This is a genomic window from Streptomyces sp. 1331.2 (assembly GCF_900199205.1).
Lineage (GTDB): Bacteria > Actinomycetota > Actinomycetes > Streptomycetales > Streptomycetaceae > Kitasatospora.
Genome location: NZ_OBMJ01000001.1, coordinates 4035632 through 4059133, shown reverse-complemented (window position 1 = coordinate 4059133; position 23502 = coordinate 4035632). Strand labels below are relative to the sequence as shown.

Annotated in this window: 9 protein-coding genes; 4 read left to right on the top strand and 5 right to left on the bottom strand. The window is 74.7% G+C overall.

The window, feature by feature from the left end:
- Window positions 1–6: 6 nt before the first annotated feature.
- Both CRP52_RS17255 and CRP52_RS17250 read left to right on the top strand, forming a co-directional pair.
- Complete coding sequence (locus CRP52_RS17255; RefSeq protein ID WP_097240139.1) at window positions 7–3171, top strand: non-ribosomal peptide synthetase; 3165 nt, start codon at window positions 7–9, stop codon at window positions 3169–3171.
- Between the two features lie 5 nt (window positions 3172–3176).
- On the top strand, window positions 3177–4100 hold the full coding sequence (locus CRP52_RS17250) for a GHMP family kinase ATP-binding protein (protein WP_257032535.1): 924 nt from the start codon (window positions 3177–3179) through the stop codon (window positions 4098–4100).
- On the opposite strand, the gene CRP52_RS17245 is transcribed toward CRP52_RS17250, so the two are convergent.
- From CRP52_RS17245 to CRP52_RS17225, 5 genes are all read right to left on the bottom strand, one after another.
- On the bottom strand, window positions 4087–5037 hold the full coding sequence (locus CRP52_RS17245) for a TauD/TfdA family dioxygenase (protein ID WP_097237222.1): 951 nt from the start codon (window positions 5035–5037) through the stop codon (window positions 4087–4089). The two genes, CRP52_RS17250 and CRP52_RS17245, sit on opposite strands and share 14 nt — an antisense overlap.
- Before the next feature lie 3 nt (window positions 5038–5040).
- Complete coding sequence (locus CRP52_RS17240) at window positions 5041–17670, bottom strand: non-ribosomal peptide synthetase (RefSeq protein WP_097237221.1); 12630 nt, start codon at window positions 17668–17670, stop codon at window positions 5041–5043.
- A 1-nt stretch (window position 17671) separates the two neighbouring features.
- Window positions 17672–19954, bottom strand: a complete 2283-nt coding sequence (fabD, locus tag CRP52_RS17235; protein WP_097237220.1) for an ACP S-malonyltransferase — start codon at window positions 19952–19954, stop codon at window positions 17672–17674.
- Window positions 19955–20008: 54 nt separating this feature from the next.
- Complete coding sequence (locus CRP52_RS17230; RefSeq protein WP_097237219.1) at window positions 20009–20797, bottom strand: DUF6039 family protein; 789 nt, start codon at window positions 20795–20797, stop codon at window positions 20009–20011.
- 80 nt (window positions 20798–20877) lie between these two features.
- Window positions 20878–21741, bottom strand: coding sequence for a DUF6039 family protein (locus tag CRP52_RS17225; RefSeq protein ID WP_097237218.1), 864 nt, complete (start codon window positions 21739–21741; stop codon window positions 20878–20880).
- 146 nt (window positions 21742–21887) lie between these two features.
- Here CRP52_RS17225 and rfbD point away from each other — a divergent pair, with 146 nt between their 5' ends.
- Together rfbD and CRP52_RS17215 are read left to right on the top strand one after the other, a co-directional pair.
- Window positions 21888–22757, top strand: a complete 870-nt coding sequence (gene rfbD / locus CRP52_RS17220; RefSeq protein ID WP_097237217.1) for a dTDP-4-dehydrorhamnose reductase — start codon at window positions 21888–21890, stop codon at window positions 22755–22757.
- Complete coding sequence (locus CRP52_RS17215; protein ID WP_097237216.1) at window positions 22747–23496, top strand: TylF/MycF family methyltransferase; 750 nt, start codon at window positions 22747–22749, stop codon at window positions 23494–23496. The genes rfbD and CRP52_RS17215 overlap by 11 nt, the downstream gene beginning before the upstream one ends.
- The last annotated feature ends 6 nt before the right edge of the window (window positions 23497–23502 follow it).

The window sequence follows — 23502 nt, the reverse complement described above, 5'->3', positions numbered from 1 at the left end:
GACCAGATGACCGACACGCCCCCGCCGGCCGGCACCACCCTGCCGCGCTGGACGATCGCCGGCCAGGCACCCGAGGCCGGCTTCGACCGGCACCGGGTGAGCCTGCCGCCGGAGCTCGTCGGCGCGCTCTGCGGCCGCGCCGACGAGCTCGGCGTCGAGCTGGCCGCGGTCCTGTTCGCCGCGCACCTCAAGGTGCTCGCCGCGCTCACCTCCGAGCGCGAGCTGGTGACCGGCCGCCGCACCAACACCGGGACCGCCGCGCACGCCGCCACCGTCGCCGACGGCTCCTGGGCCGAGCTGGTCGCCGAGGCGGCCCGCGCCGCCACCGCCCCGCTCGACCCGGTGGCCGAGACCGTGCTCGACCTCCGCACCGGCGAGGCCCGGCCGCCGGAGCCGGACACCGTGCTCGCCGTGCACTACGACGCCGATCTGACCATGACCCTGACCTACCGCAGGGACGCGATCACCGCCGACCACGCCGAACGGATCGGCGGCTACGTGCTCACCGCCCTCGGCTCGCTGGCCGCCGACCCGCAGGCCGCCCACCACGAGCGCACCCTGCTCTCCGACGAGGAGATCGCCTTCCAGCTCGGCGCCTTCCGCGGGCCCGACCGTCCGCTGCCCGACCGGCTGTTCGTCGAACTCTTCGAGGAGCAGGTGGCGCTGCGCCCGGACGACCCGGCCGCCTCGCACGGCGAGCAGCGCTGGACGTACCGGGAGCTCAACGAGCGGGCCAACCGGATCGCCCACGCGCTGCTGGAGCGCGGCCTCGGCGACGAGGACGTGGTGGCCGTGGTGATGGACCGCAACCTGCACTGGCTGGCCGCCACCCTGGCCGTGCTCAAGGCCGGCGGGGTGTACCTGCCGGTCCGTCCGGACTTCCCGGCCGGGCGGGTCGCCAACCAGCTGGAGCGCAGCGACTGCCGGTTCGCGGTGACCGAAGCCGGCAGCGAGGAGCTGCTGCACGCCGCCGTCACCGAGGCCGGCCGGGAGTGCCGGACGGTACTGGCGGCCGAGGCCGCCGCGGCCACCGACTCCGCCGGGGCCGGGAACCCCGGCCGCGCGATCGCCCCCGGTCAACTCGCCTACATCTACTTCACCTCGGGCTCGACCGGAGCCCCCAAGGGCGCGATGTGCGAGCACGAGGGCATGCTCAACCACCTGTACGCCAAGCTCGACGACATGGAGCTGACGGCCGGCGAGGTGGTCACCCAGATCGCCTCGCAGTGCTTCGACATCTCGCTCTGGCAGCTGCTCGCCCCGCTGCTGGCCGGCGGCTCCACCACGATCGTCGACACCGAACTGCAACTGGACGTCGAACGCTTCATCGGGCTGCTCGCCGACGGCGGCATCCAGGTGATCCAGATCGTCCCGGCCTACCTCGACGTGATGCTCTCCAACCTGGAGAAGCACCCCCGCGCGCTGGGCGACCTCCGTTCGGTCTCGGTGACCGGCGAGGCGCTCAAGGTCAGCCTGGTCAAGCGCTGGTTCGCGCTCTACCCGGACATCCGGCTGGTCAACGCGTACGGGGCGACCGAGGTGTCGGACGACACCATGCACGCGGTGCTCGACCGGGTGCCCGAGCGCGACCTCGCCGTGGTCAACGTCGGCCGGTCCCTGCGCAACGTCGACACCTACATCCTGGACGAGCAGCTGCGGGCGGTGCCGCTCGGCGCCCCCGGGGAGATCGCCTTCTCCGGCGTCTGCGTGGGCCGCGGCTACATCAACGACCCCGACCGCACCGCCCAGGCCTTCACCACCGACCCGTTCAAGCCCGGCGTCCGGCTCTACCGCACCGGCGACTACGGCCGCTGGCTGCCCGAGGGCACCATCGAGTTCCTCGGCCGGCGGGACGAGCAGGTGAAGGTGCGCGGTTTCCGGATCGAGATCGGCGAGATCGAGAACCGCCTGCTGCAGATGCCCGGCGTCGCCGAGACCGCCGTGGTCATCGCCGGGGCCGGGGACGCCACCAAGAACCTGGTCGCCTTCCACACCGGTTCGGACCAGCTCCAGTCCGCCGACCTGCGGGACTTCCTCGCCGCGGCGCTGCCCGACTACATGGTGCCGTCCCACTTCCACCGGCTGGAATCCCTGCCGCTCACCGAGAACGGCAAGACCGACAAGAAGCTGCTCACCGCCCGGGCCGAGGAGCTCGGCCAGGACGTCGCGGGCTACGTGCCCCCGGCCACGGAGACCGAGCGCCGGCTCGCCACCGCCTGGGCCGAGGTGCTCAACGTGCTGGTCGGCCGGATCGGCCGGGACGACGACTTCTTCCGGCTCGGCGGCACCTCGCTGGCCGCCGTCCGGCTGGTGGTCAAGCTCGACCGGCTGATCTCGCTGCGCGACCTCGTCGCCCGGCCGGTGCTGCGCGACCTCGCCGCGGCGATCGACGCGGCCGCGCCGGACACCGCCGACGACCTGCTCCAGCAGTTGTCCGCGCCGACCGCCGACACCCGGGCCACCCTGGTCTGCTTCCCCTACGCCGGCGGGAACGCCGTCAACTTCCAGCAGCTGGCCCGAGAGCTGGCGCCCCTCGGGATCGCGGTGTCCGCCGTCGAGCTGCCCGGGCACGACCTCAGCCGCCCGGACGAGCCGCTGGCCGACGTCGCCGAGATCGCCCGCCGGGTGCAGCGCGGCCTGCCCGACGGCCCGGTGCTGCTCTGGGGCCACTGTGCCGGCGCCGCGTACGCGGTCGAGCTGGCCCGGCTGCTGGAGGGCGCCGGACGGCCGGCCGAGCGGGTGTTCCTCGCCGCGCTGCTGCTGGATGACCCGGCCGAACTGCGCCGGGAGAGCGCCGAGGTGAGCGCCCTCGGGGACGCCGAGCTCATCGCCCGGCTCCAGGACGACAGCGCCTACGTCGAGCTGGACCTGATGAAGTCGGAGCGGGCCGGCCTGGTCGGCCGGGCCTACCGGCACGACGTCCGCTCGACCAACGACTACCTGATCGCCCTCCAGGACGGCTCCGCGCCGGTCCGGCTCGGCACGCCGGTCGAGGTGGTGGCGGCCGCCGACGACCCGACCACCCGCGAGCCCGGGCAGCGCTACAAGCTCTGGGAGCAGGCCGTCGACACGCTCACCCTGCACCTGCTGGACGAGGGCGGCCACTACTTCGCCAGGACCCGGGCGGCGGAGGTGGCGGCCCTGGTCTCCGTCCTCCGCCCGCAGGCGTGATGCCGGTGAGCGCCGGCCCGATCGCCGTCCCCACCGACGGCGCCCCGACCCAGCCGTACCGGGGCGCCGTCGGCGTCAGCACCTGCTTCGGCACCTTCGGTGAACTGCTCCAGGGCGTGCTGCCCGAGCCCGACGCCGACTTCCTGGTCACCCTGCCGGTGGCCCGCTGGACGATGGCCAGCTTCCGGGTCGACCCCGGGACGACCGCCGTCGAGGTCCACCCCCCGCACAAGGGGAAGGCCCGGCGGATCGCGGAGATGGTCCTGGAATCCGTACCGGGCCGGCCCGGCGGCGTCCTCACCGTCGACAGCAACCTGCCCGAGGGCAAGGGCATGGCCAGCTCCTCGGCCGACCTGGTGGCCGCCGCGCGGGCGGTCGCCAACGCCGTCGGCCTGGACCTGCCGCCGGAACGGCTGGAGGACCTGCTGCGCCGGATCGAGCCGACCGACGGCGTGCTGTACCCGGCGGTGGTCGCCTTCGACCACCGCCGGGTCCGGCTGCGCGCGCGGCTCGGCTCGCTGCCCACCATGACCATCGTCGGCCTGGACGAGGGCGGGACCGTGGACACCGTGGCGTTCAACCGGATCGCCAAGCCGTTCACCCCGGCTGACCGGCGCGAGTACGCCCGGCTCCTCGACCGGCTCTCCGGCGCGGTCGCCCGGGGCGACCTGGCCGAGGCCGGCGCGGTCGCCACCCGCAGCGCCGAGATGAACCAGGCGCTGTGGCCCAAGCGCACGCTCCCGGACGTGCTGCGGGTCTGCGCGGACGTGGGCGCGCTCGGCGTGGTGGCGGCGCACAGCGGCACCATGCTCGGGGTGCTGCTGGACGCCGCCGATCCCGACTACGTGGAGAAGGTCGCCGCCACGGTGCGGGCCTGCTCCCTGATCAGTCCGGACGTGTCGCTGTACCGCTCGCTCAGTTTCGACTGACCGCCACGGGATCCGCCAGGGCGACGGCGATCCGCCGCTCGCCCTGGTACGGGTCCCGGCTGTGCGCCATGCGCAGGTTGTCGACGACCAGCAGGTCGCCGTCCTGCCACGGCTCGCGCACCGTGTGCGCCTCGTAGACCTCGTTGATCAGGTCGACGGTGGCCCGGTCCAGCGGGGTGCCGTCCCCGCAGCGGGTGTTGAACGGCAGGCCGTCCGGGCCGCACTCGAAGAGCAGGTACTCCCGCACCACCGGGTCCATCGTCCACTCGTTGAGGAACGCGATCTGGTTGAACCAGACCCGCTCGCCGGTGCCCGGGTGCCGCAGTACGGCCGGCCGGACCCTCCGGGTCCGCAGCCGGCCGTCCGCGTCCCAGGCGAACTCGACGCCGTTCTCCTCGCAGTACCGCTCGACCTCGGCCCGGTCGGTGGTGGCGAAGGCCTCCTGCCACGTCACCCCGACCGGGCCGCCGTGCGTGCGCCGCAGCTCCCAGCCGTGCCGCTCGAACCGCTCGACCAGCTCGGCCGGGAGGTCGCGCAGCACCGCCGCGCCGTCGGCCAGCGCCACCGCGCCGCCCGCGGCCGGCGCCGTCAGGCAGCCGAACACCTGGCGCGACGGCGCCCGCAGGGCGTAGCTGAGCTCGTGGTGCATGCACATCGGCTGGTCGGACGGCCACTCCGTCGAGCTGTAGAGGCCGGGCAGGTGGGCGGTCCGCGGGGCGAACGGCTCCCGCTCGTCCATCTGTTCGTCGGTCAGCGCCCGCACCGCCTCCTGGACGGCGGCCGCGTCGGGCAGGCTCAGGCCGCGCAGCAGCACCGCGCCGTGCTCGGCGACCAGCGCGTCGACCGCCGGGCGGTGCCCGGCCAGCGCCCCGACCGGGCCGTCCAGCCGGGCCACCGGCGGCCGGCCGGCCGCCACCGTCACATCGAACACGGTCATGGGTCAGACCTCCAGGTTGGAACGGAAACTGAGGTTCAGCACCGAGCTGCCCGCCGGTGCGGCCGGCTTCCGGCCGTCCGGCCGGTCCCACCAGAGGCGCCGGCGGCGGAAGACCGGGGCCGGCAGCGCCGCCCGGACCTCCGGGACCGGGCGGTCCTCCGGGGCGGCGGAGGCGATCACGTGCGCGTTGGTGCCGCCGAGGCCGAAGGCGCTGACGCCGGCGATCCGCCGCCCGGGCCAGGCGCGAAGCCCGGTGTTGGGGACGAACGGCGAGGCCGCGAAGTCGAACCGCGGATTGGGGGTCTCGCAGAACAGCGTCGGCGGGATCTCGGCGTTGCGCAGCGCCAGCAGCACCTTGATCAGCCCGGCGATGCCGGCCGCGCTCAACAGGTGCCCCAGGTTGGACTTGACGCTGCCGATCGCGCAGAAGCCCGTCCGGTCGGTGTGCTCGCGGAACACCCCGGTGAGCGCCCGGAGTTCGATCGGGTCGCCGATCATCGTCCCGGTGCCGTGCGCCTCCAGCATGCCGACGTCCTGCGCGCCGACCCCGGCCAGGGCCAGCGCCCGGCGGACCACGTCGGCCTGGGCGACCGGGTTGGGCGTGGTCAGGCCCATGGTGTGCCCGTCGTTGCCGACCGCCACCGCGTCGATGACGGCGTGGACGCGGTCCCCGTCCGCCAGGGCCCGGTCGAGCGGCTTGAGCAGCAGCAGACCGCAGCCCTCCCCCGGGACGAATCCGTCGGCGTCCCGGTCGAAGGTGGCGCAGCGGCCGCGGGGCGACAGCGCCCGCGCCACGCTGAACTCCAGGTACGGCTCCTCGTCCAGCAGCACCTCGACGCCGCCGGCCAGCGCCACCCGCGACTCGCCGGACAGCAGGCTCTGGACTGCCAGCTGCACGCTGACCAGGGCCGAGGAGCAGGCGCTGTCGACGACCAGGGACGGGCCGCGGAAGTCGTACTGGTGCGAGACCCGGGCGGCGATGAAGTTCTGGTCGCCGCCGAGACCGGTCGCCGAGCCCTCCAGGCCGATCCGGCGCCGGTAGCCGGACATCCGGGCACCCATGAAGACGCCGACGTCGGTGCCTCGCAGTTCGGTGTCGGAGTACCCGGCGTCCCGCAGGCAGCCGGCTGTCGCCTCCAGGGTGAGCCGGATCGCCGGGTCGAGGTTGCGGGCCTCGGCCTCGGTCATGCCGAAGAAGTCCGGGTCGAACTCCTCCAGGGCGTCGACGAACCCGCCCCACTTGCTGATGCTGTGTCCGGGCGTGCGCTCCGGCCGGTACAGCCGGTCGGCGTCCCAGCGGCCCGGCGGCACCTCGGTCACGGCGAACCCACCGGACCGCAGCAGCCGCCAGAACGCGTCCAGGTCGGGAGCCCCCGGGAACCGGCAGGCCATGCCGATGACGGCGATCCGGCCGTCGGAGCGGTCCGCGGGGCCGGAGGCGGTGCGATCGGCCGGGCGGTCGGCCGGGCGGTCGGCGGGGGCCGGTGCCTCCTGGTCCACCCGCACGGGCGGCTCGGGCGCGTGGCCGGTCGCCGCCAAGTGGGCGGCGAGCTGCTGCAGGGTCGGGTACTCCAGCAGGGCGGTCGGCTCCAGCGGGTGGCCCCAGCGGGACTCGATCGCGGTGACCAGCTCGGCGAGCAGCACCGACTCCACCCCGAGGTCGCCGAAGGGGACGTCGTGCTCCAGCTGGTCCGCCGGAATGGCGAGCGCCTCGGCGAACAGGGCGACCAGCCAGGCCGGCGGCTCCACCGGAGCGGTCCAGGGCGCCGCGACGGCGGGCACGGACGGGGTGGCCGCGGACCGAGGCCGGTTGGCCCGCAGGACGGCGTCGGCGTCGAAGACTCCCTCCTCCGCCACCGGGCAGGGCAGCAGGACGGCGGCCGGCGGAAGGTCGAGCACCCGGTCGAGCAGGCGCAGGCCGGCCGCGTCGGTCAGGGCGTCCAGTCCGATGCCGACCGCCGCGTCCGGGCGGTCGGTGCCGCCGCCGGTCTCCGCCCAGACGGGCCAGTTGACCGCCCGCACCCCCGGTCGACCGGCCGCCGTCAGTCGGCGGGCCACGAGGTCCAGGTAGGCGTTGGCCGCGGCGTAGTCGCTGACCCCGGAGGCGAGCGCGGGGGCCGCCGCGCTGACCGAGGAGAAGAGCAGCACGAAGTCGAGGGGGTCGGCCCCGGTCAGCTCCAGCAGGGTGTCGAGACCGTCCCCCTTGGGCTCCAGCACCCGGCGCAGGTCCGCCGGGTCCTTGCGGACGAACGGCGCCGGACCGGTGGTGGAACGGCCCGCGCAGTGCACCAGGCCGCCGATCGGCCCGAGCGCGGTCCTGACCTCGGAGAGGAACCCGTCCAGCGCCGCGCCGTCGCTCAGCGGACCGGTGTGGGTCATCACCCGGGCTCCGAGGCGCTCCAGCTCCTGGATGTTGGCCACGGCCTCGGCCTCGGGGCCGGTCAGGCCGCCGGCCTGCCACCGGTGCCGGGGCGGCAGGGGCCGCATCCCGAGCACGGCGAGCCGGCGCGCACCGCGCGCGGCCAGGTGTCGGGCCGTCAGTGCGCCCAGCCCCCTGGTCCCGCCGGTGACCAGGTAGACCCGGTCCGGGTCGGGCCGCCAGTCGGCGCGGCCGTCGGACACCGGCACCAGCGTGGGCCGGTGGCGCAGGCCGGCGCGCAGGCAGAGCTCGCCGTACGGGCCGGTGTCGCCCCAGGCGGCACGCAGCTCGGCGGGGTCGTCGGGGCGGTCGGTGTCCAGCACGGTGGACCGCACCCACGGGTACTCGGCGCCGAGCGACCGGAGGAAGCCGGCCAGCCGGGCACCGGACCGCGCCGGCGCGACGCCGGGAAGGCCGGACAGCCCACTGGTCACCTGGAGGATCCGCACCCCGCCGGCGGGGCGGGCGGCCAGCACCTGCTGGACGATCGCCAACCGGGCCAGCCAGGGCCCCGAGTCGTGCTCGTCGCCGGGCTCCGCGGAGGGTGCGCAGAGGTCCAGCAGGCCGGTGACCGGCGTGCGGTCCAGCACCGCGCGCACGGCCCGCAGCGCACTGGGAACGTCCGTGAAGTCCACGCCCTGGCGCAGCGTCACCAGCTCGGCCGGGGCGAGGGCCGCCGCGATCGCGGGACGCTCCTCGGTGGTCAGACAGAGCACCGTTCCCGACGGCGTGTCACCCGGGCCGGCGAACGGCTCGGGCTGCCACTCGCGGGCCAGCAGCGGGATGTCGGAGCCGGACCGCGGAGCTGCCACCGGCGGTTCCGACGGACGGTCGGACACGCCGGCCGGGGCGTCCACGGGGGCGCCGGCGGTCGCGCCGTCGGCGACCGGGTCCCCGTCGGCCCAGCAGTGGACCGCGGCGAAGGGGTAGCCCGGCAGGTCGACGATCCGGCGCGGGGCCGGGTGCAGCTCGGTCCAGTCCACCGTGCCGCCGTCGGCCCAGTGCCGCGCCAGCCCGTCGAGCGGGGTGCCCGGCGCGGGCCGCTCCCCGGGGACGGAACCGGCCCGGCCGCGGACCACCGCGGACGCGTCGCCCGCGCGGAACCGGCCCAACCGGTCCGCGAGTTCGTCGAGGTCGCGGACCACCAGCGCCAGGCGTTCCCGCAGCGGTTCCCGGCCGACCTGCGCCGTGTACGCCAGCTCGGCGAGCGAGGCGTCACCGTCCCGCAGGACGGTCAGCCAGCCGGCCGCGAGCTCGCGCAGCTGCTCCTCGGTCCGGGCCGACAGCACCACCAGCTGCGCACCGTCGTCGTCCGTGCGGTCCGCGCCGGACTCGTCCGGCCGGTAGGCCTCCACCACCACGTGCGCATTGGTGCCGCCCGCGCCGAAGGAGCTGATCCCGGCCCGGCGCGGCAGCCCGCTCGGCCACGGGGCGGCTTCGCGCTGCACCCGGAACGGGCTGCGGGCCCAGTCGATGTGGGGGTTGAGCTGCTCGGCGTGCAGCGAGGGCACCAGGGTGTCGTGCCGGAACTGCAGCAGCACCTTGGTCAGCCCGGCGAGGCCGGCCGCCGCCTCCAGGTGTCCGATGGCGGACTTGACCGAGCCGATGGCCCGGCTGCCCGGGGCGAGCCCGGCCGGGGCGAAGGCGCGCTCCAGCCCGTCGAGCTCGATCGGATCGCCCAGCGAGGTGCCGGTGCCGTGCGCCTCCAGGTAGCCGACGTCGGCCGGGCCGACGCCCGCGTCCCGCAGCGCCGAGGCCACCAGCTCGCCCTGCGTCACCGGGTTGGGCACCGTGTACCCGTTGGTCTTGCCGTCGTGGTTCACCGCCGTGCCGAGGATGACGCCGTGGATCCGGTCGCCGTCCGCGACGGCCCGGGCGAGCGGCTTGAGCAGCACCGCGCCGACGCCCTCGCCGGGCACGAAGCCGTCGCCATCGGCGCCGAAACTGCGGCAGCGGTGGTCGGAGGAGGCCATCCCCAGGGTGCGCAGGGTCGCGAACTTGTTGGGGTGCAGCGAGAGGTTGACCCCGCCGACCAGCGCGGCTTCGCACTCGCCGCGGCGCATCGCGGCCACCGCGAGGTGGATCGCGGTCAGCGAGGACGAGCACATGGTGTCGACGGTCAGGCTCGGCCCGTTGAGGTCGAGCAGGTAGGAGAGGCGGTTGGCGATGCCGGCGATCGCCGAGCCGACGGGCCTGGTCCGGCCCAGCCCGAAGAACGGGTACTCGTTGTACATCGAGCCGACGAACACCCCGACCCGGCCGCCGTGCCGCTCGCGCAGGCGGGTGCGGCTGTAGCCGGCGTCCTCCAGCGCGTGCCAGCCGACCTGGAGGAAGAGCCGCTCCTGAGGGTCCATCGCCGCCGCGTCGCGCGGGGTGATCCCGAAGAACAGCGGATCGAACCCGGCGACGTCGTCGAGGAAGCCGCCGATCATGTCCTGCTGCCCGGCACCGTCGGTGCGGCGCCCCGGCGGCAGCTCGGTGATCAGGTCGTCGCCGGCCAGCAGGTGCTGCCAGAACGCTTCCAGGTCGGCGGACTGCGGGTAGCGGCCGGCCAGGCCGATCACCGCGATCCGTCCGTCGGCCGGGGCGGGTGCGCCCTGCCCTCCCTGGGCGAGCCCGTCCAGGGCGCGTCCGGCCGGCGGGAGTTCGGCTGGCGGGAGTTCGGCCAGGGCCCGGGCGACGGAGCCGAGGTCACGGTGGGCGAAGAACAGGGTGCTCGGCACCTCCCGCCCGAGGTCGGCCGAGAGGCGGGCGACGAGCTGTACGACCTGCTGGGACGAGAGTCCGTAGGACTCCAGCGGTTCGCGCAGGTCGAGCCGGTCGACGGGGACGCCGGAGACCTCCGCGTAGACGGCCTTCAGGTGTCCGGTGAGGTCCGCGGTCGGCTCCCCGGTGGCGGCGCGCTCCCCGGCCGACGGTTCGGCCGCCGGCTGCTCCGGCACCCAACCGGCCGGGCGGTACCGCTCCGGCTCGAAGGGCAGGCTGGGCAGCGGCACCCGGCAAGCGCCGCTCGGACGACGGGCGGACCAGTCGACCGCGGTGCCGGCCTGCCAGGCCGCCAGCTCGGCGTCGGCGGGGACCGGGTTCTCGCCGCGCGCGACCGCGGCCAACCCGGCGCGCAGACCGGTCAGGTCGGCCGCCTCGATCACCGCCCGGCAGCGCAGGTGGTTCCGCCCGTCCTGCAGGGTGAGCGCGACGTCGCCGAGGGCGGGGGCCCGGCCGGAGCCGAGCCGGCGGTCCAGCTCGCCGGCCAGCTGCGCGAGCCGGTCCGCGTTCTGCGCCGACAGCGGGAAGGCGAGCCGCGCTTCGCGTCCGGTCCCCGGTCCGGCCTCGGCCGGCCGGACCGCCCGGACCACGACGTGGCCGTACGAGCCGGTGGCACCGACGGCGTTCACCAGCGCCCGGAACGGCCCGGGGCCGGTCCAGAACGCCAGGTGGTCGGCCGGGCGCAGGCCGTCCGGCCAGGGCGCCACCGCGCCGGTGCGCCCGGAGACCACCGTCGGGGCGATCTGCCCGTGCCGGAACTGCAGCAGCACCTTGACCAGTTGGGAGAGCCCGGCCGCCGCCTCCAGGTGGCCGATGTTCGGCTTGACGGTACCGACCGTCACCTGGTGGCCGTCGAAGACCAGGCCCAGTGCCTCCACCTCGGCGGCGTCGGCGAGCACGGCGCCGGCCGCCGCGCACTCGACGTAGCCGATGTCCTCGGGGCCCAGGCCGCCGTCGGCCAGCACCGCCCCGATCGAGCGGGCGAGCTGCCCGGCCTGCGGTGTGCCGAACCGGCCGGCCCCGCCGACGTGACCCACCCGGGTGGCCTCGACCACCGCGAGCGCGGTGTCGCCGTCGGCCTCGGCGGCCGGGGCCGTCCGCAGCAGCACGGCGGCGACCCCCTCGCCCGGCGACCAGCCGGGCGCGGCGTCGTCGAACGCGCCGTCCGGCAGCTGCTCGGCCAGCAGACCGAGGTCCGTGAGCAGCCGCAGGTGGTACGGGTGGCCGAGCAGGTTGGCCGCCGCGACCACCGCCGAGTCGCACTCGCCGCGGCGCAGGCTCTCGGCCGCCAGGTGCAGGGCGGTGAGCGAGGACGAGCAGGAGGTGTCGACGGCCAGGCTCGGGCCCTCGAAGCCGAAGAAGTGCGAGATCCGGTTGGCGGCCTCCGAGGCGGTCGCCGAGATCGTGGCCGGCTTCCCGGCCCGGGCGAGGTCGGCCCCGACGTGCTGGTGGTCCTGCCACATGGCGCCGCAGAACACCCCGACCCGGCCGCCGCGGTTCAGCGAGGCGGCGGTGTGGCCGGCGTTGTCCAGGCACTCCCAGACGCTGTGCAGCAGCAGCCTCAGCTGCGGGTCGAGGGCGGCGGCCTCGGCCGGTGCGACCTTGAACAGCAGGCTGTCGAAGGAGTCGGTGTCGGCGAGGTAGCCGCCGAGCGGCGCGCGCAGGGGCAGCTGCTCGCGCCGCTGCTCCGGCACCTCGACCAGCGAGCGGGCGCCGCGGCTGAGGTTGCGCCAGTAGGCGTCGAGGTCGTCGGCCCCGGGGAACCGGCCGGCCGCGCCCACGATCAGCACCTCCGGCCGGTCGGCCGGCTGCGGCTCGGGGCGCGGGCCGGACTCGGGCTCGGGCTCGGGCCGCGCGGAGAGCGCGGAGCCGGCCGGTCGCCGGCCGGCTTCCCGCTCGGCCGTGGTGAACAGCGGGTGGCTGCCGTCGGCCGCCGGGGCGGGCGGCTCCGCGAGCGGGCCGCCGAGGAAGGCGTGCAGGTAGCGGTGGTGCTCCCGCAGGCCGAGGTCGGCCCGCAGGCCGTCGAGGGCGAGGGTGCCGACCGGGCAGAGGCCCGCCCCCGTCCACGGCTGGCCGAGCATCAGCAGCTGGCCCAGGTAGCCGGCCTCCAGGAGCTCGAACCGTTCGGCGTCGGCGCCGTACAGCGGCTCGACGGCCTGGTCCGCGCCGAAGAGGTACAGCTCGAACCCGGCCTCGTCGAACACCGGCCGGTTGTAGACGAAGTGCATTCCGCGGTCGATCGCCGGACGCGGGTTGACCAGGTGCAGCGCGTGCTCGACGGGGTGGTAGTAGTACAGGCCCGCGGGGACGCTCTCCACGCCGCCGGGGCGGACGTGCAGGTAGACCTGGACGGCGTAGCTGTCCCCGGCCGAGGGGTAGAGCCGCCGGCGGCGGCCGTCCCGCTCGGTTTCCCGGAGCAGACCGAGCAGCCGGCCCAGGCTCCGGTACGGGAGCGGTCCGGGCCCGAAGGTGCGCCGGCTGGCCCGCCAGTCCAGGTGCTCACCGGCGACGGCCTCGTCGTCCAGCGCGATCACGGGGGCGTCGGCCGAGGGGCGGCGCAGGTCCCAGCGGGCCTGCTTGAACGCCTCGCGCTCCTGCGGCGAGAAGAAGTCGACCGGCCCCGGGCCGTCGGCGGGCGCGGCTTCGGGCACGGCTTCGGGCGCGGCTTCGGGGGCCTGTACGGGCTCGGGGGCGACGGCGGAAGCGGGGGCGGGCGCGGCGGCGGGGGCCGTCGCCGGCTCCTCGGCCACGTCCCCGGTGTGTCCGACCACGGCCCGGGCGATCCCGGCCACCGTCGGGTCGGTGAGCAGGGCGGAGACCGGCACGCGCCGGCCGAACCGCTGCTGGAGCACGCCGGAGACCTGGACCATGGTGAACGAGGTCGCGCCCTGGTCCCAGATGTCCTCCTCGACCTCGACCGAGGAAAGGCCCAGCAGTTCGGCGAAGATCTCGGCCAGCACCGTCACCAGCTCGCCCACGGACTGTCCGCCGGCTTCGGGGACGGCCTCGGGCAGCGCTCCGGGACAGGCGTCGGAAACGGCATCGGGAACGGCGTCGGGAACGGCCCCGGCGGCCGGCTCCGGACGGCTCGGCGCCAGCACGTGGCGGCTGCCCGGCTCGACCGGCCACGGCAGCGCCGCCCGGTCCAGCTTGCCGTTGGAGGTCGCCGGGAAGGTGTCCACGAAGGCGACCACGTTGGGAACCATGTAATCCGGCAGGGCCTGCGCCGCGTGCCGGCGCAGCTCGCCCACGGCCGGCGGCTCGTCACCGGCGGCCAGCACGTAGGCGACCAGCTTGCGGTCGCCGGAGCCGTCCTCCCGGGCCAGCGCCACCACGTCCTTGACCCCGGGGTGGGCACGCAACCGGTGCTCCACCTCGGAGAGTTCGACCCGGAAGCCGCGGATCTTCACCTGGCTGTCGGCCCGGCCCTGGAAGGAGATCACCCCGTCCGGGAAGAAACTGGCGCGGTCGCCGGTGTGGTACATCCGCGCCCCCGGCCGGGCGTCGAACGGGTCGTCGACGAAGCGCTGCCGGGTCAGCTCCGGCTGCCGGTAGTAACCGGCGCTGAGGCATTCCCCGCCGATGTAGAGGTCCCCCTCGACGCCGACCGGGCAGGGCCGCAGTCGCTCGTCCAGGACGTAGTAGCGGGCGTTGGAGATCGGCCGGCCGTACGGGATGGACCGCCAGGCCGGGTCGACGGTGCCCACCTCGAACCAGTTGGACCAGACGGTGGCCTCGGTGGCCCCGCCCAGGCTGACGATCCGCGCCTGCGGGAAGAGCCGGCGGACCTCGTCGGGCAGCGGGAGCGGGGTGTAGTCGCCGCTCAGGTAGACCAGCCGCAGGGTGTCCGTCCCCTGCTCGCCCAGCCGGCCCGCGAACAGCGGGGAGAGCTGGTTGAGCGTGGTGGGCGCGGAGTTCCAGAAGGTGATCGGCTCGCGCAGCAGCACGTCGAGCAGCAGGTGCGGGTCGCGCTGCTCCGCCTCGTTCGCCACGTAGACCGAGGCGCCGTACCCGAGCAGGCCGAGCAGGTCGAAGACGGACAGGTCGAAGCCGAGCGAGGTGACGCACAGGCCGACGTCGGAGGGCCCGAAGCCGTGCGTGCGCCGGCACCAGTCCAGCAGGTTGAGCAGCGGGCGGTGGGTGACCTCGACGCCCTTCGGGCGGCCGGTGCTGCCGGAGGTGAAGATGACGTAGGCGGTGTCGTCGACGGTGCCCACGGGCTGCGGGTCGTGCTCGGGCCCGCCCGAGGCGTCGACCGGCACCCGGCGCAGCTCCTCGGGCAGCTCCCAGCCGGTCCGCGGGCCGGTGCCGGTCACCAGCAGGTCGATCCCGGCGTCGGCCAGGATCCCGCCGGCCCGCGCGGCGGGCAGCGACGGCTCCAGGGGGACGTAGAACCCGCCGGCCTTGAGCACGCCGAAGACGGCGGCGACCATCTCCGGGCCCCGGGGCACGCTGATGCCGACCCCGGTGCCCGGGCGGACGCCCTGCTCGCGCAGCGCCCAGGCGAGCCGGTTGGCCCACCGGTTGAGGTCGCCGTAGGAGAGGGAGCCGCCGGACCACCGGACGGCGACCGCCTCCGGACGCAGGGCCGCCTGCTCCTCGAAGAGCAGCTGGACCTGCCGGTCGGCGGGGAAGTCCCGGTCGGTGGCGTTCCACTGCTCCGGCCCCTCGGGCCGCGCGGCGACGGGCGCCGGCCCGTCCTCCCCGGCCAGGCCGTCGAGCAGCTCGCGGTAGCGCTCGAACATCGACTCCAGCTGCCCCGCCGGGAACTGCGAGACCGTGGCGTCCCAGTAGAAGCGCAGCTCGTCGCCCTCGTCGATGGCGATGCAGTCCAGCGCCACGTCCGGGGTGCAGGTCAGCCAGGGGCCGAGCCGGACACCCTGCGGCAGCTGCTGGGCGGAGAGGTCGAGCAGCCCGGTGTAGACGACCGGCAGCTCGAACGCGCCGTTGCGCCGCTCCCGCATCACCCGGCGGCGCAGCTCGGCGAGGCCGCTCTCACCGTCCGCCTCGCGGTCCCCGGCGATCACCCGGGCGAACTCGGCCGCCTGCTCCCACACGCCCAGGGCCGCGTCCTCGCGGGTGACCCAGCTCAGCGCGGTGTACTCGCCGGGACGGTACTGCGCCGACCGCTCCGTCCAGCGCACCACCGGCACGCTGAACGGGGTCGGGTACTGCTCGGCCAGCGCCGTCGTGTACGCGGCCGCCAGCAGGTCGTCCGGGCTGAGCCCGGCCTGCTCGGCGCGGGCGCGGACGGTCCGCCAGCCGGTGAGCCGGCCCTCGAACCGGCGCCGGGCCCGCTCGCCGCCGGCGTCCCGCACGCGCGGGCCGGGGTGCAGCGCGGCCACCCGGCTGCGCCAGTGCTCGACCCGCGCCGGGCGCTCGGCGCTCCTGCGCTGGGCGGCCCGCTCGACCAGGTACGCGTCGTGGCCGGCGGAGGGCACGAGGTCGGCCTCCGGGTCGGCGTAGAGCCGGAACAGCTCCCGGACCAGGAAGTGGATGCTGCGGCCGTCGAGGATGGTGAGGTCGGTCGTCAGGTGGACGGTGGCCGCCCCGTCGTCCGCCGCGAGGGTGACCCGCAGGTCGGACTGCGGCCCGCGGCCCAGCGGGAACGCCCGGCCGACCATCCGCTCCTGCAGCTCGGTCAGGTACGCCGCCGGGTCCTCGACCCGGGCCAGGTCCAGGACCGGGATCCGGCGCTCGGTCGGGACGTGCGGGCAGACGGCCAGCCGGCCGTCCTGGGTGACCACGGTCCGCAACACGTCGTAGGCACCGACGAGGCGCAGCCAGGCGCCCTCCAGCCGGTCGAGGTCCAGCGCGTCGACCTCGAAGGTGTGGTGGACCTGGCAGCCGTCCCAGGGGCCCGGCCGGTCGACCGCGCGGGGGACGAAGTAGGCCTGCTGGAGCTCGTTCATGGCGCGCTGGACCGTCGGCCGGTCGTCCAGTGCGTGCAGGGAGTTGACGAAGACGGCGAACAGGTCGTCCAGTTCGCCGGGGCGGAACCGGTCGGCGACGGCGTCCCACCGGATGTGCAGGGCACCGTCCTGTTCCCACATCTGGTGGTCCAGGGCGACGCCGGTGGTCTGGCTGAGGGCGTACCGCACCGAACCGGCGAAGCCGTCCGCGCCCGCCCGGCCGGTGCCGAGCAGGCTGGTGAAGACGACCGGCAGGCTCGGGGCCGGACCGCCTCCGCCCTTGGCGCGCAGTGCCCGCAGCGCGGAGACGCCGGACACGGCGGCGTGGTCCAGGCCCTCCCAAAGCCGCTCGTGGACCGCGCCGACGGCGTCGCGCAGCGACCGGTCGAGGGTGTCCGGCAGGGGCAGGACCAGGCTCGACGTGAAGGGGCCGACCAGGTCGTCCGCCTCGGCGGGCAGCCGGGAGCGGTGGCTGCTGGTGAGGATCAGGGAGAGCGGGCGGGAGTCCCGCTGCCAGCCGAAGGCCTCGGCGAACAGGGTCAGCACCAGGGCGGTGGGCGACGCCTCCCACTGCGCCGCCAGCCGGCCGAGCGCCGCCCAGTGGTCGGCGTCCAGCCGGGCGGCGAGCGCGGTGCGGTGCGGCCGTTCCCCGGCCGGGGCGGCCAGGTCCGGGCCGTCCGGCAACCCGGCCAGGCGCTCGGTCCAGTGGTCGAGGTGGGCGCGGTACTCCGGGGTGCGCTGCTGGGCGGCGAGGTCCAGGACGCAGTCGCGGACGGTCAGGTCCGGCCGGGCGAGCCGGTGGTCCCGGTCCCGGTAGCAGCGCCACCAGTCGTCGAGGACCACGCCGAGGCCGTGGCCGTCGATGAGCAGCGCGTCGATGCTCAGGTGGACGACGGCCCGTCCGTCCGGCTCGTGGGAGACCTCGACGGTGTGCATCGGCCATTCCCCGGGCTCGTAGCGCCGGTGCGAGAGCCGCTCGCGGGCCCCGGCCGCCGAGCCGGGACCGCCGACGGCCAGCGGCGGCAGGTCGGCGTGCTCGCGGACCTGCTGGCGGCCGTCGGCGGTGATCACGGCGCGGAGCATGTCGTGGTGCGCGACGACCGCGCGCCAGGCCGCCTCCAGCGCCTCGACGTCGAGGTCCTCGACCTCGAATTCGCGGTACACGTGGCAGCCGATCGGGTCGCCGCCGAGCTGCGGGTCCTTGGCGACCACGTAGGCCTGCTGGAGGTCGGTCAGCGGGAACGGCGCGAACCGGTCGGCGGAGTCCGCCGACCGGTCGGGCCCGGCCGGGGCCCCGTCGCCCGGCGCGCCGTCGGCGGTGATCCGGGCCAGCAGCTCCGCCGGGGACGGGCACTGGCGCAGCCAGGAGACCGGCACGTCCACCCCGAACTCCTTGCGGAGCTGGAACCAGAGCCGGGTGAGGGCCAGCGACTCCAGGCCCTGCTCGCGCAGCGGCAGGTCGAGCGTGACCTCCTGGTCGGGCATCATCCCGCCGAGGATCCGCAGCAGGCGCTCGGCCGGTTCGTCTTCCCGCACGTCATTCTCCCGGGGTGTGCTGGGCCAGGGTGCGCAGCGAGCCGTCCAGCAGCTCGGCGGCACCGGTCATCAGGGTCTCGGCGATGGCGTCGACATGGCGCTCCCGCCATGCCTGCAGCGGGGTTCCGGCGACCGCGCGGTTGAACGCGCCCATCGCCGGCCCGCAGTGGATCTGGTAGTTGACCTGCTCGCCCGGTACGCCGCCGAGGGCGGCCCGGGTGGAGTGCACGAAGTACCAGCGGAACACCTGGGCCATCCGGGCCTTGGGGCTCCGTTCGGCCCGGGCCAGGTCGTCGGGCCGGTGCTCGCGCAGGTAGGCCTCGGTCTCCGCCCAGACCTCGGCGAAGGAGCGGCGGAAGTACCGGTCCTCGATGGTCCGGCGGGTCGGCTCGTCGATCTCGTCCAGGCCCTCGTACCGGCGGTAGACCTGGTGGAGCTTGTTGGCCCGGGCCGGGAAGAGCGTGCTCTTGCGCACCACCTGGACGCGGGCGCCCAGCTCGAACATGTCGCCGGCCGGCGCGTAGGCGGTGTCCTGCACGTCGATGGTGGCCAACAGCTCCTTCACCGCCTCGGAGGTGCCGGCCTCCGGGGAGCACTGGTTGACCGAGCCGGTCAGCACGAAGTCGGCACCGAGCACGAAGGAGGCGGCGACCGACTCGGGGGCGCCGATCCCGCCGGCCGCGCCGACCCGGACCGGCCGGCGGTAGCCGTGCTCGGCGGTCAGCGTGTCGCGCAGCCGGAGCATGGCCGGCAGCAGCACGTACGGACTGCCGGCGTCGGTGTGCCCGCCGGAGTCGGCCTCGACGCAGACCTCGCCGGCCACCGGCAGGGCGGTGGCCGCCTCCGCCTCGGCGGGGGTGAGGGCGCCCTCGGCGACCAGCCGGTCCAGCAGTCGGGCGGGCGGCGGGCTCATGAAGGCGGTGGCCACCTCGGGCCGGGACACCTTGGCCAGCACGTGCCGGACCGCCACCGGGGTGCCGTCCGGCGTCCGGTGGGCACCGGCGAACCGGTAGCGCACCAGCGCGGGCGTGACGCCGGTGAAGGCGGCGGCCTCGACGTGGCGGACGTCGTGGCGCAGGTACAGCTCGACCAGCTCCCGCTCGGCGGCCGGGCGGTCCGGGTCGGCCAGCAGGTTCATCCCGAACCGGCCGTCGGGGCCGAGCCGTTCGCGGATCGCCAGGATCGCGGCCGCCACCTCGTCCCGGGTCAGGCCGCCGGTGCCGAAGAAACCCATCAGCCCGGCCCGGCCCATCCGGACGACCAGGTCGACGGAGGCCACGCCCTTGAACATCGCCCCCGCCAGGTAGGCGTATCGCAGGCCGTAGTCGGCGCGGAAGCCGGCCGAGCCGAGCTGCTCGGGGCGGATCCCGGCCGGACCGGACACGGCGGCGGGCGCCGAGACCGGCGCGGCGGGCGTCACCGGGGCGGGCGCCGGCGCCGGCCGGCGGCGGGCGGCCTTCCACAGGTCGGTCAGCACCCGGCCCGGGCCGACCTCGACCAGCTCGGTCACCCCCCGGTCGAGCAGGTGGCTCATGCTCTCCCACCAGCGCACCGGGGCGGCCACCTGACGGGCCAGCAGCTCCTTCACCGCGCCCGCCCCGTAGGGCAGCGCGGTGACGTTGGCGATCACCGGAATCCGCGGGTCGGCGATCGGGATCCCGGCCAGGAAGGCGCCGAACTCCTCCGCCGCCCCGCCCATGTACCGGGAGTGGAACGGCGCGCTGACCTGCAGCGGGACGCACCGGCCCGACCCGGCCGCCCGGACCGCCTCGGCGGCCCGGCGCAGCGAGTCCAGCGGGCCGGCCAGCACCACCTGCTCGGCCGAGTTCCGGTTGGCCAGGTCGACGTCGTCGATCCCGGCACCCGCCAACAACTCGGCGAGCCGGTCGGGCTCGACACCGACGACGGCGGTCATGCCGCCGCCGCCGGCCCGGCCCATCAGCTCGCCGCGCCGCTGCACCAGCCGCACGCCGGTGGCGAAGTCGAAGCACCCGGCGGCGAAGAGCGCGTCGTACTCGCCCAGGCTGTGGCCGGCCAGGTAGTCCGGGGCCGGGTGCTCCTCCCGCATCGCCAGCCAGCTCAGCGCGTTGACCACGAACAGCGCGGGCTGCACCGACCGGGTGTCCTTCAGCCCGGGTTCGGCGCCCTCCAGGCACACCTCCCGGAGCCGGTACCCGAGGATCTCGTCGGCCTGGCGCAGCAGTTCGGGATAGCGGTCGAGCACCTCCGCACCCATCCCGATCCGCTGCGCCCCCTGCCCGGGAAACACCCACACCGTGGTCATCACGTCACCCCCTGATCAGCCGTACGGCCCTGCGACTCGTGGAACCGACGGGCCCTACTGGCCCTGTCGGGTGGCGTAGAGGCCCCAGTGGTGCGGGGTGAGCGCGGTCTCCCGCGCGCTGCCGTCCACGAAGGTGCCCGGACGGCCCTCGGCGGCCAGCGCCTGCCGCAGGCGCCCGTACACGGTGAGGTCCTGGAGGCCGACCAGCCAGTGGACCTGGTCGCCGTCGCCGAACGCCTCGTCGAACAGCGTCACCGAAGCCTGCCCGGCGAACTCCTTGTTCACCGAGGTGGTGATCTCCTCGGCCAGCTCCCGGCCCTCGGCCCGGAAGCCGTGCCCGATCCGCGTCGAACGGAGCAGCACGATGCCGGAGTTGGCCGAGTTGAGCGGCTGCTCCGACTGACCGGCCCAGGGCAGCAGCACGTTGGACCGGACGCTGCCGTCGACGAACAGCCGGTCCCAGGCGCCGCCGCCAGTGTCCTCCTGGACGCGCTCCTTGGCGATGGACTCGCGGTACGCGCGGTCCTGGTCGCCCATCTCGACCAGGTCGTAGTAGGTGTCCAGGGAGCGGAGGTGGATCAGGAAGTGGATCCGGTCCTCGTAGCCGAAGGACTCCTCGTAGACGAAGGCGGTGGCGTTCCCGGCCTGCCGGGCGTTGACGTGCTTGGCCACCTCGCGGGCGAACATCCGGCCCTCGTTGCGGAATTCGGACTTCAGCTGGCCCACCTTCTGGACCACCACGCCGGCGTTGCCGGTGTGCAGCAGCTGCTCGGCGGGGATCTCGCACTGGTGCGCCGCGGGCGGGACGATCTGGGCCCGCCGCTCGTCGGTCATCGGTGCCATCGGGGTTCCTTCCGGTTGGGTTTCTGCTCCGGCGCAGCGGCGGTCCGGCCCCTGCGCGGCGGGTTTCGGTGCAGCGGGATTCAGTGCAGCGGGGTGAGCGCGACGTCGGACATGGTGCCGTCGAGGAACAGGCCGGCCCAGGTGCCGCCGCCCTTCTCGGCCGGGATCCAGTCGCGGAAGTAGATGTCGCGCACCTCCTCGTCCCTGACGTGCAGTTCGAGCAGGCGCATGTAGGTGTTGATGTCCTTGAGGTGGATCAGCCAGTGCAGCTGGTCGGCCTGGCCGAAGGCCTCCTCGTAGACGAAGACCGTGCACTCGCCGGGCAGGTTCTTGTTGATCGACTCGGCGACCACGCGGCCGAACTGGCGGGCCTCGGAGCGGTACTCGGAGGCCATCTGGCCGGTCCGGTGCATCACGATCCCGGCGTTGCCCGAGTGCAGGATCCGGTCCAGCGGGAGGCTGCTCTGCTCACGGGCCGGCGGCAGGGAGACCGGGCCGGCGTTGCGGTAGACGGTGCTCTGCTTCTCCAGCTCGCCGTCGACCTTGGTGCCGTACATGCCCCAGAACTGCGGCATCAGGACGGTCTCCTGGACGCTGCCCTCGACGAAGAGACGGTTCCACTCCTCGGCGCCGTGCTCCGGCTTGGCCTCGTCCCACATCCGGAGCAGGTCCTCGTAGCAGGCCAGCGAGTCCAGGTGGATCAGGAAGTGGATGCGGTCCTTGGTGCCGAAGGTCTCCTCGAAGACCTGGGCGCCCAGCACCCCGGCGTGCTCGGTGCTCAGCCGCTCGACGGAGGCGCGCGCGAACGCCAGCGCCTCGGCGCGGTGGCCGGCCCGCACCTGGGCGACGCGTTCCACGACCACCCGGGCGTTGACGGTGTGCAGCTGCTCCTCGGGGGGCAGCGAGGTCTGGTTCTGGGCCTGCGGCACGCTCTGAGCGGTCATCTGGCGCGGCGTCCTTCCGGGTCGGTCCTGACAGTCGTCAGGCCGGAACGCTAACCACGGCCCGGGGATGAAGCTGCTCAGTTTGGAGCAGACCGCTCGGCCGCCCGTCGCCGACGCTGGCCGCTACATAGCGGAAGGTGGGAGCGATGCGAATTCTGCTGCTCGGAGCCGAGGGACTGCTCGGCACCACGGTGCGGACCACCGCCGAGGCGGATCCCCGAGTGACCGAACTGGTGGCGCTCGGCCGCAAGGACGTCGACATCACCAGCCAGGAGCAGGTGAGCCGGATCGTCCGGGAGGTGCGGCCGGACGCCTGCGTCAACACGGCCGCGCTGATGCCCGCCGACCTGTGCGACCGGACGCCCGAGCAGGCGTACGCCGTCAACGTGCTCGGCGCGCGGTGGGTCAGCCAGGCGTGCTCGGCGGTCGGCGCGGTACCGGTGTACATCAGCACCGACTTCGTCTTCGACGGGCAGGGCGACCGCGCCTACCGTCCGGACGATCTGCCGCGGCCGGTGCAGACCTACGGCATCACCAAGCTGGCCGGCGAACACGAGACCCGGCTCGGCAGCGAGCGCCATCTGATAACCCGCACCGCCTGCCTGTTCGGCCCTCCGCCGACCAGCGGGACGGCCCGGGCCTCGTTCGTCGACCGGGTGGCCGAGGTCGCCCGGGCCGGCGGCGACCTCAAGGTCGTCGACAACGTCGTGATGTCCCCGACCTACACGGTGGACCTCGCGACCACGATCCTCGACCTGCTGCACCACCGGGCCGACAGCGGCGTCTACCACGTGACCAACGAAGGCAGCACCTCGTGGTACCGGCTCTGCGTGGCCGCCCTGGAGCGGCTGGGCATCGACGCCCCGGTCACCCCGGTGGAGGAGCAGTTCTTCACCTCGGCACCGCGCCCGCACCACACCCCGCTGACCGGTGGACTGCCCGCGTTCGTCCGGCGGATCCGGCGCCCGTGGCAGGACGCACTCGACGAGTACTTGGGAGCACGCGATGAGCGATGACCGCGACCGCTACCTGGATCTGATGAAGCGGATCCTGACCAATGTGATCTACCAGGACCCGCCGACCGAGGTGTTCTGGCTCGACGGCAAGGGCTACAACGCCGAGCGCCGCGAGAACGGCGTGGACTGGCCGACGGTCGCCCACACCATGGTCGGCCGCAAGCGGCTGGACAACCTGCAGGACTGCGTGGAACGGGTGATCGCCGACGGCGTCCCGGGCGACCTGATCGAGACCGGGGTGTGGCGCGGCGGCGTCACCATCTTCATGCGCGCCCTGCTGGCCGCGTACGACGAGAAGGACCGGACGGTCTGGGTCGCCGACTCCTTCGAGGGCATCCCCGACTCCACCACCGGGGACGAGCGGGACCGGAAGATCGCCCTGGACCGCTTCAACGACGTGCTGGCCGTCTCCCAGGCGGAGGTCGAGGAGAACTTCCGCCGCTACGGCCTGCTCGACGACCAGGTCCGCTTCCTGCCGGGCTGGTTCGAGACCACCCTGCCGGCGGCGCCGATCGACCGGCTGGCCGTGCTGCGGCTGGACGGCGACCTCTACGGGTCGACGATGGACGCCCTGGTCAACCTCTATCCCAAGCTGTCCGTCGGCGGCTACGTGATCGTCGACGACTACGTCATCTCGGCGTGCCGCGAGGCGATCCACGACTACCGTGAGGCGCACGGCATCACCGACGAGATGATCCCGATCGACGACAGCAGCGTCTACTGGCGACGGACGTCCTGACCTGAA

Excerpts from the sequence above, each read along its gene's own strand:
- CRP52_RS17255 (WP_097240139.1), top strand. The coding sequence starts at position 7 with ATGACCGACACGCCCCCGCCGGCCGGCACCACCCTGCCGCGCTGGACG.
- CRP52_RS17245 (WP_097237222.1), bottom strand. The coding sequence starts at position 5,037 with ATGACCGTGTTCGATGTGACGGTGGCGGCCGGCCGGCCGCCGGTGGCC.
- fabD (WP_097237220.1), bottom strand. The coding sequence starts at position 19,954 with ATGACCACGGTGTGGGTGTTTCCCGGGCAGGGGGCGCAGCGGATCGGG.
- CRP52_RS17230 (WP_097237219.1), bottom strand. The coding sequence starts at position 20,797 with ATGGCACCGATGACCGACGAGCGGCGGGCCCAGATCGTCCCGCCCGCG.
- CRP52_RS17225 (WP_097237218.1), bottom strand. The coding sequence starts at position 21,741 with ATGACCGCTCAGAGCGTGCCGCAGGCCCAGAACCAGACCTCGCTGCCC.
- rfbD (WP_097237217.1), top strand. The coding sequence starts at position 21,888 with ATGCGAATTCTGCTGCTCGGAGCCGAGGGACTGCTCGGCACCACGGTG.
- CRP52_RS17215 (WP_097237216.1), top strand. The coding sequence starts at position 22,747 with ATGAGCGATGACCGCGACCGCTACCTGGATCTGATGAAGCGGATCCTG.